The following is a 13,040-nucleotide window of genomic DNA, read 5'->3' as shown; positions in this document are numbered from 1 at the left end:
GTGAAGGTGTTGAAAGAGTGGAATGAGCAATCTGCTAAAAATAACAATATCCAGCCTGATTTAAAACTTGGTACTGAACAATTGGCTGATAAAAAGGTGCAATTGGATGTGCAAGAGCAAATTGGAATGGAAGCGATAGGGCATGAAGAGAAAGATATACCACCTGGCAATGTTAATCAATAGATTGCAAGTGAAAAAGGTAAGCTGGATGCTCACCTTTTTTACTTGCAAAAGCTCTAGAGGAGGGATTCTGCTCCATCAATAAAGATTTGACTGCCAGTAATATGACTGGAAGAATCTGATGCCAGAAAAGAAACGAGGTCAGCAACCTGTTCCGGCTTGCTAGGTTGATGCTCCAGGGGTTGGGATCCCTCGGGGTACTCAATGGGAATCTTGATTTTTTCTAGCTCCTCTTCCTCTGGAAAGGTGTTTTTTCCGATATTCGTTTCTATAGCACCTGGACAGATAATATTGACCCTAATATGATATTTTGCCAATTCAAGCGCCGCCATCTTTCCAAAAGCAACTTGACCAGCTTTGGAGGAACTGTAAGCGGACATTCCGAAACCATGGAAGGTTCTTGTACCATTGATGGAGCTGGTGATGATGATGCTGCCACCGTGGGCTTTCATATGGGGAATCGCATGCTTGACTGTCAGGAATGTACTCTTCAGATTGGTGTCCAGGGTTTGATCCCAATCCTCGGCATCCAGATCTTCGATTGGTGCCACTTTCCCATTAATACCTGCATTTGCAAAGACGATATCGAGCTGTCCCCAGCGATCTAGCACCTGCTTGAAGCCTGCCTCTAGGTCCTTAGTATTGGAAACATCAGTCTGGAGTGCCATCGCTTCCCCACCGGCTTCTGCTATTTCTTGTCTGAGGTGTTCTGCATCCTCTTCCTTCAGATCAAGAATGGCTATCTTTACACCATTTTTGGCAAGTCTGAGTGCACTTGCCCTGCCAATTCCGGAAGACCCACCTGTAATAATGGCAACCTTACCTTTGTCCTTATTCATTCATTCCACTCCTTCAAAAACAAGTTATGAGAATCATTTACCCATTTCTGAAAAGAAGCACACATGGGACCCCTTGCCCTAGATGCACTTCCTGATTTACCGATAGGAGAATGGACTGTTTGGAAAGCGGTAGAGATTATAGACGAATTAGAATTTTAAAGCAGATAAAACTAGTAGAATTTGTCTCACCTAGAGATGAGTTTTTTATTTTGAGCCAAAAAAATTAATTGATAATCAATAAATAATACGGTGTTTTACTATTAATTAATGTAAAAAGACAGGTGAAGGAGATAAGGATTGGAGATATTTATAGGTGAATAATATGTTTCAAACTTTTTCTAAAAAGGTTGCATAAGTATATCTGCCCGGTTCTTTCCATCTATTTATTTTCTAACGTATAGAAAGAGAGGAGTTTGTCCTCATTTACAGATTATTCAATGAACTCTAGTATGAAATATGTAGAGTCACTAAATATATGAAATGAGGAGGAAATTATGAAAAAGATCAGTAAAACGGTATTAGCTTTGTCTTTGACAGGAGTTATGACAATCGGTACGTTAACCACAGGAACGCTTCCGACAAGTGCGGTTGGAAATGGTCCTAACTATAACGGCAATGAGTCTATCCAAACCTCCATCCTTACTACATATGACGAGTTGGTAGAATACTTACAAAAACAAGAAGCAAAGCAGCAGACGATGGAGCTTGAGGTAATTGGCGAAACAGTGAAAGGCCGTGATATTTACATGGCCAAGTATATTAAAAATGAGGATAATCCAACCATTCTGTTTTTGACTCAGCAACATGGAAATGAACAGTTAACAACAGAGGGTGCGATGGAATTTATTAAGCATCTAGGAACCGGAAAAAATCAATCGGTATTGGATCATGTCAATGTTCTTGTTATACCAATGTTGAATGCAGACGGTGCGATGGGTGATGTGAATTTTTCAACAGATAATTATATTGCTGACGGAGACCGTCATTTAACGCGAGCAAATGCAAATAACTATGATTTAAACCGTGAGCATGATAAAGCGGTAGAAGCGATGCAACCTGAAGCAGCGGCACTTCATACAAATGTGTTGGAGAAGTATGAAATTGATTACTTGATCGACTTACATCATCAAGGAACACAGAGTGAACGTGATGGGAAACTTGTTTCCGGGTCAATTTTACATCCGACAAGTCCTAATGTTAATCCGGCAGTAGTGGAGCAGTCCAAGCAGTTGGGAGCAGTGGTGTTCCATGAGATTGAATCAAAAGGCTGGGGGCATCTTGGAAAGTACTCTGGTGGGAATACGGACAACATTGGTCGAAATGGAATTGCTTCGAGGTATAATATCGCGACATTATTGTTTGAAATGCGCGGCATGTCCGACCATACAAATCCAACCGCGGTTCTTGGGCAAAAGAGTAATGGATACTTGATTAAGCAGACCGTGAATACGCTAGATTCAACTGTGAGAGCTATTGCTGATGGTTCTATTAATACTGTTGATACAAGTTTTTGGGAAACACTACCTTTCCAGAATACCAGACAAGGTGAGGAAAGCGACGAATAAACAAAGTTAAAGCTCGGGGCACTAAGGTAGATGTGCTCCGAGCTTTAACTTTTGATTTTGACCAATGAAGACCTGTGCACCAAGTTTTTTGGTTAACAGAAGTCTTCATAGGGGTTATAAAGACCTGAGATTCTGAAATTTCATCCGCTAGAGGTCTTCCCTCCTCACAATCCCCCAGAAAGATGAATCTCCCCTTCAGGCAATTCATTCCCACTCTGAGGTTCTAACGTAATCGCAATGGTATCCCAATCTTCAGTTGTCGTTTCTTCAATGTTATGAAACACATAGCCTTTTCCTTGATCATCAATAGTAAAGTCGCCTGCAGGTATTGGTGCGCCGTCCTTCAACAGCCATACCTGATACACTTCGTTGCCGGTCAGTTCAGGTAAGTCTTGCGTTTGGATCATGACAGAGAGTGCCTGTTCTTGTTGGAAAAGTGCTGCAAACCCACTGCCTGCAGCATCTGATGGCTGCAACGTAACTACGTTATCAGGTTCTTTCAGTTCTTCAGCAGCTAAGTCACTTCCTTCGTCGTTTTGCATCATCAGGTAGCCGTTCCCAATCAATGAAAGCAAGAGTGATGCGGCAAGCAACGTGGTTAGCCAAGGTTTCCCTGAAGCCGTATTTTTTATAATAGGTGTTTCCACGACTTCCTTTTTAGAAGCAATCGGTGTAACAATAGTTTGTTCAGGTTTCACGTCTTCAGCATATACATTATCCAAAATTCGCTTTTTCATTTCTGGTGGGGGTGAGGCCTGCTCTGACACAAGGGCAACATCTCCTAAAAGATCTTGAAGTTCCATCAATTCTTCCTGACATTCCTGACAGGTGGCTAAGTGCTGTTCGAATTCTTCTCTCTCTGTTTGTGTTAGGTGACCGTTGAAATAGTCCAACACTAACTCGCATTTCTGACTCATATACTCCCCCTCCTATCTGCAAGCAACGGTTTCAGTTTTTTTAGTGCCAGTCTTATCCTTCCTTTAACGGTTCCGAGCGGTATCCCGGTCAGTTCAGCGATTTTCTGCTGGGTATATCCTTTGAAGTACATATAATGGACCATCCTCCGCTGGTCTTCGGATAGGGTGGAAACCGCATCTCTGACGACTCTCTGTTCTTCCTTCCACTCTGTCTCTTTTTCGGTGGAATCTGAAGATGAAAGGAACGGTTCGACATCCTCTATCGGGGCACTTTGTGTTCGTTGCTGCTTGCGAATAATATCCAAGGCTTTATTACGGGCGATGGTGAACAGCCATGATCGAAACTTGCCTTTTGACTCGTCATACATCCCTGTTCCCTGCCAAATCTTAATAAATACATCCTGCATTGCTTCTTCGGTTATGTCATGGTCATTGGTGATTTTCAATAAAAAAGAATACAAGATTTTTTCGTACCGATCGTACAATTCTTCCAGAGCGGCCTTATCTTTTTGCCTTATCCGCTCATACAGAAGAGAGTCCTTATTCTGCATAGGGTTTCTCCTTTTTTATGTGATTATTTTATTATATCTTTAATTGCCTATTTAAAAGAAGAAATAAAGCGTTCTTCCTTTCCTAACGTTGGAAAATGAGATTTAGATCAATGTTTATCAAGAAAGAACCATTTGGAAAATTTGCTCGCTTGACTCTGCCCCCGCCGTAGCGTACTTTAGTATATATTGCAGTTTTAGATACACCGGAGGAATGGCTATGCGTGTGAAGAAAGTCTTGAATAATAATGTGTTGATTGCTGCCCACCCGGAGTACAATGAAGTGATCCTGACAGGAAAAGGAATCGGTTTTGGAAAACGTACTGGAGAGGATATTTCTGTTGAGAGCGCTGAGAAGTTTTTTGTGCTTCGCGGCCAGGAAGAGCAACAACAATATAAGCAGTTACTTGATTATGTCGATGAGTCGTTCATCGGTTTGATGAATGAATGTATAGAGCGGATTGAAAAACGTTTTGAGGTCCGGTTGAATGAACATATCCATGTCGGCTTGACGGACCATCTTTATTTTGCCGTGAAAAGAATTCAACAGGGACTTGATATAAAAAACCCATTTCTTACGGAGACGGAGCTCGCTTATCCGAAAGAATATACAGTGGCACTCGAGATTGTGGAGTGGTTGAATGAAAAACTAGGGATCTCTGTTCCAGTGGGAGAAGTAGGTTTCATTACCTTGCACATTCACAGTGCCTTGACGAACCGTGAATTGTCTGAGGTTAACAAGCATACCCAGCTAATCAGTAGAATGGTGGATGTCATTGAGGAATCGCTGAAAATTTCCGTTGACCGGACGGATGTCAACTATCTTAGACTGATTCGACATTTTCATGCCTCCATTGAAAGGGTACAAAAAGACGAGAACCGTCCCGAAAATCAGGAAGCGCTCGCAAAAGTGTTGCAAGCTGAATATCCTGTATGCTACAATCTAGCATGGAAATTGATTAAGATTATGCAACAGAACTTACACAAGCCAGTCCCAGATGCGGAGGCAGTATACCTGACCCTACATTTGCAAAGGCTTGCAAAACAATAAATAATCTAGAACACTTTTTTCACGTGTTACTGGTCATGCAGGCATGAGCGGAAGAAAGCGTAAACGAAGAAACACGGTAGAAGTCTATCTACCTTTCCTTTGTGTACCTTTTCTTTTGACTCATGCCTTTTTGTTGTTTTGTGAACGAATTTCCCCTTTAGATTGCAGTGCAGGTGTGAGACTCCGGCGGGAGGTAGCGGTAGACTTGAGACCCCGCAGCAAAGCGAGGAGGCTCAAGCACCGCCCCGCTGAAAGCGAACACCCGGAACGAAAATCAACAGGGAGTTAAGAGGGTGTTCTTCGTAAGTTCTACAAACGCATATAAAAATACCTAGGAGGAACAACAAATGTTCAAGAAATCATTCGGTTTATTGCAACGTATCGGGAAAGCCCTCATGCTTCCTGTCGCATTGCTTCCGGCAGCAGGGATCCTGCTTGCATTCGGTAATGCCATGCAAAACCCGAACTTAACTAGCCGCCTCGGCTTTCTAGAGGCAGACTCACTCGTGCTACTGGCACAAATCATGGAACAGGCGGGAAGCATCGTATTCTCCAACCTGCCATTACTCTTTGCCATCGGGGTAGCCATTGGACTTGCTGGAGGGGACGGGGTTGCCGGTCTTGCAGCGATGATCGGTTACTTAATTATGAACGTTACGATGAGTGTCATCAGTGGGGTTACCGCTGACCAGGTCGGATCTGACCCTGCACTCGCTAATGTTTTAGGAATCCCAACCCTTCAAACCGGGGTATTCGGCGGTATCATAGCTGGAGTGCTCGGTGCCTATATGTACAACAAGTTTTACAATATCGAATTGCCATCTTACCTAGGATTCTTTGCCGGTAAGCGTTTCGTTCCAATTGTAACGGCAGCTTCGGCACTTGTACTTGGGGTGGTCATGAACTTTATCTGGCCATTCGCGCAAGAAGGATTAAATACATTCTCTTATTTTATGACAGAATCCAACCGTACATTGGCAGCATTTATTTTCGGTGTCATTGAACGTGGATTGATTCCATTTGGTTTGCATCATATTTTCTATTCTCCATTCTGGTTTGAATTCGGTTCTTACACAAATGCAGCGGGAGAATTGGTTCGCGGGGACCAACGTATTTTCATGGAGCAGGTGAAAGACGGTGCCGAGCTTACAGCAGGTACATTCATGACTGGTAAATTCCCATTCATGATGTTTGGTCTTCCGGCAGCGGCTCTAGCAATCTATCACTGTGCACGTCCTGAAAACAAGAAATATGTTGCGGGTATCATGGGTTCTGCTGCGTTGACATCTTTCTTGACAGGTATCACAGAACCACTTGAGTTCAGTTTCTTATTCGTAGCACCAGTATTATTCGCAATCCATGCTGTGTTTGCAGGACTTTCCTTCATGGTCATGCATATTTTAGATGTGAAAATCGGGATGACGTTCTCCGGTGGTGTCATTGACTATATTCTATTTGGTATCCTTCCACATGCGACAGCTTGGTGGTTGGTGATTCCTGTTGGTCTAGTATTCTCGGTTATCTATTACTTCGGTTTCCGTTTTGCCATTAAGAAGTTTAACCTAATGACTCCAGGTCGTGAGGAAAAAACAGAGGATGCTGAATCTACTTCGGGTTCCGTTGATGAACTGCCATTCGGAGTACTAGAAGCACTTGGCGGAAGAGAAAACCTTACAAACCTTGACGCTTGTATCACTCGTCTTCGTGTAAGTGTGAAAGATGTGGAGCAAGTAGATAAAGAACGTTTGAAAAAATTAGGTGCAGCAGGCGTTATGCAAATTGACCGTAATATCCAAGCGATCTTTGGTCCTCGTTCTGAAACGATCAAAGGACAGATCCAAGATATCTTGAGTGGAAAAACACCAGTGAAGCAAGAAGTGGCGGCAACATCAGAGACTGTTGATGAGGATGCGGGAGCTGTAGTTGCTTCGACTTCAGCTGAGTTTGACGTAGTTATGCCGATGACTGGTAAACTACTATCTATTACTGAAGTTCCTGATAAAATTTTCTCTCAAAAAATGATGGGTGACGGTTTTGCCATTGAACCAACGGAAGGCAAAGTGGTATCACCTGTTGCAGGGAAAATTGTGAATTTGTTCCCGACAAAACATGCGATCGGTATCGAAACGGCTGAAGGCCGTGAAGTCCTTGTGCATGTCGGAATCGACACAGTTAACCTAAAAGGAAAAGGTTTTGAAAGCTTAGTAGAACAAGGCGACACTGTCGAGCAAGGACAAGCGTTACTGAACGTAGACCTTCGCATTGTATCAGAAGAAGCGACATCCATCATCACACCAATCATCTTTACAAACTTGGCTGCTGGAGAAGCGGTTGAGATTAAGGATGGTAGTGTAAGCGTTGGGGAGAAGGGTCGCGTAGAGATTCGATAGATGTTTGATTGAGAATGAACCGCTTGGCGCATAAGTGCGCTGGGCGGTTTTTTCATACTTTAAAGGTGACTGAGAGCGAAAAGTCACAATAACTCCTGAAAAAGTCACAATCATCAATGGAAATGTCACAATAACTCCTGAAAAAGTCACAATACCCCTAAAAATTGTTACAATCCCCAATTTTTCAGTGAAACTTCATAATGATAAGATACTTAGTATGAAACTGAATTGTATTTTGTAACATTTAATACGTAAATAAACACTATATATTTGTCTCGCATAACATTGTAAGCGTTTTTCCTAACGTGTAGCATAAATGTTAAGAAACAACTAACAACCAGGAGGGAATCCTTTTGATTAACCAACAACAAGTAACGGAAGAAATGATTAGTAAGCTCGAGTTTGTGTACGGAAAAGAGACAGCAGCTTACTTACAAGATAAATTAACGAACCTAATGAATCAATACAGCACAAAACTAGCAACACCAAGCAAACCAAAAGAGTTTGTAACTGAAAAAGATGCGGTTCTTATCACATATGGTGATTCCATTAAGGAAGAAGGCAAGGCACCACTTCAGAGCTTACACGAGTTTCTGAACGAAAACATCGGTGACAAATTATCTGGCGTTCACATTTTGCCATTCTACCCTTATAGCTCGGACGATGGTTTTTCTGTCATCGACTATTATGAGGTGAACAAGGACTTAGGGAACTGGGAAGACATTAAGTCTTTATCGGGTAGCTATGATTTGATGTTTGACGGAGTCATCAACCATATTTCCGCAAAATCAGAATGGTTCCAAGAGTACTTAAAAGGTAACGAAAAATACAAAGAGTACTTCGTGGAAGCAGACCCATCCCTAGACTATAGCAAAGTGACCCGTCCGAGAGCGCTGCCGTTATTAACAGAATTCGAAACGGTAAATGGACCTAAGCATATTTGGACAACATTCAGTGAGGATCAAATTGATTTAAACTACCGTAACCCTGATTTATTTTTACAGATTGCAGAACTTCTTCTTTTCTATATCAGTAAAGGTGCAAAGATGATTCGTCTGGATGCGATTGGGTTCATGTGGAAGGAGATGGGGACGACTTGTATCCATCTAGAGGAAACGCATAAGATTATTCAAACATACAGGGATGTGGTCGATGCGGTTGCACCTGAAGTAATTCTCATAACCGAAACGAATGTACCGCATAAGGACAATGTGAGTTATTTTGGAAACGGCTACAATGAAGCGCGCATGGTGTATCAGTTCCCATTGCCTCCATTGACATTGAACACATTTCTGACTGGGGACGCGACTCACCTTCAAAAATGGGCAAGTAAGTTGGAAGATACGACCGAAGAGACGACTTTCTTCAACTTCCTTGCTTCTCATGATGGTGTTGGTGTGAGACCGGTGGAAGGCATTCTTTCAAAAGAAGAAGTCGACTTTATGATTGAGAAGGTTCATGCGCATGGAGGGAACGTTTCTTATAAAGATAATGGAGACGGGACGAAGAGTCCGTATGAATTGAACATTAATTATTTTGACGCTCTCTCCCACCCTGATGAGGACCAAAGCGTGCAGGTGAAGCGATTCCTTGCTGCACAGTCTATTCTACTGGCGATGGCGGGGGTGCCGGGAATTTATGTGCATAGTTTGCTAGGTTCACGCAACTATCAGGAAGGTGTAGAGGAAACTGGCCGTTTCCGTTCCATCAACCGTGAGAAGATAAATCGTCAGCAATTAGAGGCGGAACTGATGGACGAAACTTCTTTAAGACACGAAGTCTTATCCAATATGAAAAAAATGCTGGATGTGCGCACCAACGAAAAGGCGTTCCACCCAAACAGCCCGCAGCAGGTAGTGTTGGAAAGCAATCAAGTGTATGCATTGGTAAGAACGGACAAGGACACGGACGAGAAAGTCGTTACACTTGTGAACGTATCCAATGAAAAGCAAGAGATCAAATTGTTTGCAGACAAATATGAATTAAACGCACAAACCTATACAGATCTATTTTCAAAAAAGGAAGTGGAGATTACAGACGAGGCGTTGTCTGTTACGTTACAGCCGTATGAAGTAATGTGGTTGAAAGGATAGGGGGAGATTGAGAGTGAAGATTGTTGTTGCGCCAGATTCCTTTAAAGGTTCGATAGAGAGTAAGGAAGCGGCACACATCATCTCCCGAGCTATTCAGGATTTCGATGCCTCGATTGAGGTAGTCGAAATCCCGATGGCAGACGGGGGAGAAGGAACGGTACAAGCGATGCTACATATCCTTGGCGGGGTAGAAATCATTTGTGAGGTGGAAGATCCTTTAGGAAGAAAAATAAATGCAGGATATGGTTGGCTTCCAATAGAAAAGACGGCCATTATTGAAACCGCTTCCGCATCAGGACTTCCTTTACTGACGAAAGAGGAGCTCGATCCTGAGATGGCTTCGACCTTCGGAACGGGGCAGCTTGTGAAGGATGCACTAGACAGAGGTGCAGAAAAAATCATCATCGGCCTTGGTGGAAGTGCAACGGTGGATGGTGGAGTAGGACTTTTCCAAGCACTTGGCTTAAGAGCAATGGATGTAGAAGGAAAGACTATCGAGCGAGTACGTGGAAAATTGAATTTAATCAAAGGCATAGATATAAGCAATTTAGATGCAAGGCTCCAACAAGTGAAAATAATTGTCGCTTCAGATGTTACGAGTCCCTTGCTTGGGCCTGACGGTGCAGTATATGTATTTGGTCCGCAAAAAGGTATCAGGGCAAGCAAACTTGAAGCATTCGAAGCTGGTATGGCTTCTTTTGCAGAAGTGATGAAAAAAGCGACGAACAAGGATTGCACCCTTATGCCTGGAAGCGGCGCGGCAGGAGGGATAGGATTCATTCTTCAGTCCTTGGTGGACGTGGAGTTTAAAAGCGGCCTCGACCTTGTCGTGGAAATGAGCGATTTCCGTAATCATTTAACGGATACTGACCTTGTCATCACAGGAGAAGGCAAGATTGATGGGCAGTCGATCCTTGGTAAAGTACCGGTGGGTCTTTCTAGGATAGCCAAGGAAAAGGGAATTCCGGTGGTGGCCATTGCAGGTGGCATTGGGGAAGATACAGACATGTTGAAACAAGAAGGAATAGAAGCAGTCCTATCCATTGTGGACGGCCCGATGACCATTGAAGGGGCGATGCTTTCCGGAAAGAGTTTGTTATATGAAGCAACGAAGAGAATGTTACACCTTATAGATATCGGCACAAAGCTGAAGGGGGTAAGAGGAGAATGAATGGTTTCACTACGATAGATTTTATTGTTCTTATAATTTATGTAATCGGTATTGCTGCTTTTGGAGCATTCTTTGGAAAAAATCAAAAGACGACCAAAGATTACTTCCTAGGTGGACGTAATATTCCTTGGTGGGCAGTAGGCCTTTCTGTCATGGCTACACAAGCAAGTGCGATCACGTTTATTGGAGCACCTGGTTGGGGATATTCCGGTGGATTGGAGAGAATGAATACATTCATAAATATTCCACTTGTTATGGCATTTTTAATGGTTACGATTGTTCCATTCTTTTATCGTACAGAGGTTTACACAGCTTATGAGTATTTGGAAAAGCGTTTTGATACGAAGACCCGTTCGCTAACAGCAGGATTATTTTTAGTTGCACGCGGCTTGGCAACAGGAGTAGTGCTTTATGCTCCTGCATTGGTATTATCCGTTGTCACGGGCTGGGATGTTAACATTACCATTATTTTGATGGCGCTTATCGCAGTAGCCTACACGGTGCTTGGTGGAATCTCTGCTGTAATCTGGACAGACGTGGTACAGATGTTTGTTCTTTGGTTGGGAGCAGGGCTTGCCATTTTCACCATTGTAAGTGATGTGCCGGGTGGCTTTGCTGGTGCATTATCAATGGGTTCTGATGTAGGCCTATTGCAATCCTTGGATTTCCGCTTTGATCTCTCCGTGGAATATAGCATCTGGGCAGGGATAATCGGTGGATTCTTCATGCATGCTGCCTATTTCGGTACCGACCAAAGTCAGATCCAGCGCGTCCTGACGAGCAAATCATTAAAAGAAAGCAAGATGTCCTTGATTATCAGCGGATTGTTCATGTTCCCGCAAATGCTATTATTCTTATTCATTGGTATTCTGTTATTCGCTTTCTATGCAAATGTAGGAGATCCAAATGTTGAAAACTTGAACGAGTTGTTCCCATTGTTTGTAGTGGAGTATTTACCGGTTGGAATTTCGGGTCTGATTATTGCAGGGGTATTTGCTGCAGCAATGTCCAGTCTGGACTCGGCATTGAACTCCCTATCTGCAGTGACTGTACGTGATTTTTATGCGAAATTCTTCAAAAAGAATGCTAGTGAAGCTCATTACCTGAAGGCTTCTCGTTGGGCAACAGTATTCTGGGGGATTTATGCGACAATTTTTGCCTTCTTTGCAGGGAATCTTGGACCTGTCATTGAAACCGTTAACAAGATCGGTTCCTATTTTTACGGAGCATTACTAGGGGTATTTATCTTAGCTATCTTCATTCGCCGTGCAAACGGAACCGGTGCATTTGCCGGTGTCATCGCTGGGATGGCTGCGGTTTGGGCTGTAACCACTTTTGCAAGCATCTCCTGGTTATATAACAATGTAGTAGGTGCAGTCGTAGCGGTTGCAGTTGGTTATGCGGTAAGTCTATTAACGAAATCACCAGTGAAAGAAAAGCTAGATGGACTAGTATTTGAAACGAAAGATGAAAAAGTACAAGCAATGTTGGCAGCACGCCAGCAGTCCGCTGAAGAAATTGAAGAAGCGGAAGGGGAAAAACAGATGAAGAAATGGCCATATATCATGATTGCTTATTTCTTCGTGACACTAGTAATCTTATATGCAATTCAATCTATCTAAGGTGTGAGTGACAATGAATTCTTTCTTTTTACCATCATTAATATCAAAAAAACAGGCATTACAGTCGATTCAATCTTATCAAAATAATTGGATCACCAAGTGGCAGTCTGTAGTTAGCTCGAAAAAAAAGTTAACTTCCATGGAGAGGGTCTATCTGCCCTACTGGTGCTACGATTATGAATACACGAGTCTGCAAATGAAAGAGCCAATTTGTGGGAAGGTTGCCGTGGAAACAGGAAAGCAGTTGACAGCTATCCTTCCATCCACTGCGGCATTAGAGGAAATAGACGTGTCTGCAGATGAAATGACTTTCCTTGATGTATCTGGAGATCCAGAACTGAAAGTGGCGGAAGATGCCATCTATTGGGAAGCTTTCACAAGGGAGAAAAAGAGAAAAGATATTCAAGTCACCATTACGGAAACGAACCTTCTCTTTGTACCGTACTGGATAGGGTATGTACAAGGTAAATCACAGATTGAACTCATAATAGTCGACGCAACTAGCGGCAAGGTCGACCTTGGAATCAAGGATGCGATGATTCAGGCGCTTATGGCAGGAAAAGAGAAAAAAATACCATTAGCTAGATAGTATTAAAGTGGACAGCGTTACTTCTCTAAAGAGGGAACGCTGGTTTTTTATGTAGTGGTTGGGTATATTGTAGAA

General features: G+C 42.9%; 11 protein-coding genes. 8 read left to right on the top strand and 3 right to left on the bottom strand.

Annotated elements, in window-relative coordinates:
* Positions 1–6 precede the first annotated feature (6 nt).
* Positions 7–183: a hypothetical protein gene (locus tag EKQ44_RS16565; protein ID WP_237664661.1), complete on the top strand. Its 177-nt coding sequence runs from the start codon at positions 7–9 to the stop codon at positions 181–183.
* A gap of 53 nt (positions 184–236) precedes the next feature.
* On the opposite strand, the gene EKQ44_RS16560 is transcribed toward EKQ44_RS16565, so the two are convergent.
* The gene (locus EKQ44_RS16560; protein ID WP_237664660.1) at positions 237–1,019 is read right to left on the bottom strand and encodes an SDR family oxidoreductase; all 783 of its coding nucleotides are present in this window, start codon (positions 1,017–1,019) and stop codon (positions 237–239) included.
* A 494-nt stretch (positions 1,020–1,513) separates the two neighbouring features.
* On the opposite strand from EKQ44_RS16560, the gene EKQ44_RS16555 reads away from it, so the two are divergent.
* A complete protein-coding gene (locus EKQ44_RS16555; RefSeq protein ID WP_237664659.1) occupies positions 1,514–2,584 on the top strand; it encodes a M14 family zinc carboxypeptidase in 1,071 nt (356 codons plus the stop codon).
* A gap of 164 nt (positions 2,585–2,748) precedes the next feature.
* Here the strand turns inward: EKQ44_RS16555 and EKQ44_RS16550 are convergent, their stop codons facing one another.
* The gene (locus tag EKQ44_RS16550) at positions 2,749–3,501 is read right to left on the bottom strand and encodes an anti-sigma factor (RefSeq protein ID WP_237664658.1); all 753 of its coding nucleotides are present in this window, start codon (positions 3,499–3,501) and stop codon (positions 2,749–2,751) included.
* Positions 3,498–4,052, bottom strand: coding sequence for an RNA polymerase sigma factor (locus EKQ44_RS16545; RefSeq protein WP_237664657.1), 555 nt, complete (start codon positions 4,050–4,052; stop codon positions 3,498–3,500). Before EKQ44_RS16545 ends, EKQ44_RS16550 begins: the two co-directional genes overlap by 4 nt.
* 217 nt (positions 4,053–4,269) lie before the next feature.
* Between EKQ44_RS16545 and glcT the strand changes: the two genes are divergently transcribed.
* From glcT to EKQ44_RS16515, 6 genes are all read left to right on the top strand, one after another.
* Positions 4,270–5,100: a glucose PTS transporter transcription antiterminator GlcT gene (gene glcT / locus EKQ44_RS16540; protein ID WP_269151702.1), complete on the top strand. Its 831-nt coding sequence runs from the start codon at positions 4,270–4,272 to the stop codon at positions 5,098–5,100.
* Positions 5,101–5,447: 347 nt separating this feature from the next.
* Positions 5,448–7,490: a glucose-specific PTS transporter subunit IIBC gene (gene ptsG, locus EKQ44_RS16535; protein ID WP_237664655.1), complete on the top strand. Its 2,043-nt coding sequence runs from the start codon at positions 5,448–5,450 to the stop codon at positions 7,488–7,490.
* Positions 7,491–7,843: 353 nt separating this feature from the next.
* On the top strand, positions 7,844–9,583 hold the full coding sequence (locus EKQ44_RS16530) for an alpha-amylase family glycosyl hydrolase (protein WP_237664654.1): 1,740 nt from the start codon (positions 7,844–7,846) through the stop codon (positions 9,581–9,583).
* A 13-nt stretch (positions 9,584–9,596) separates the two neighbouring features.
* Positions 9,597–10,754 (top strand): glycerate kinase, encoded by a 1,158-nt coding sequence (locus tag EKQ44_RS16525; protein WP_237664653.1) that lies wholly within the window; start codon positions 9,597–9,599, stop codon positions 10,752–10,754.
* Positions 10,751–12,376, top strand: a complete 1,626-nt coding sequence (locus tag EKQ44_RS16520) for a sodium:solute symporter family protein (protein ID WP_237664652.1) — start codon at positions 10,751–10,753, stop codon at positions 12,374–12,376. Before EKQ44_RS16525 ends, EKQ44_RS16520 begins: the two co-directional genes overlap by 4 nt.
* A gap of 13 nt (positions 12,377–12,389) precedes the next feature.
* Entirely contained in the window at positions 12,390–12,965 is a 576-nt protein-coding gene (locus EKQ44_RS16515; protein ID WP_237664651.1) for a hypothetical protein, read from the top strand.
* Positions 12,966–13,040 lie beyond the last annotated feature (75 nt).

This window comes from Sutcliffiella horikoshii (genome assembly GCF_021991925.1).
Lineage (GTDB): Bacteria > Bacillota > Bacilli > Bacillales > Bacillaceae_I > Sutcliffiella_A > Sutcliffiella_A horikoshii_F.
This window is presented reverse-complemented; position numbering and strand designations above follow the sequence as displayed.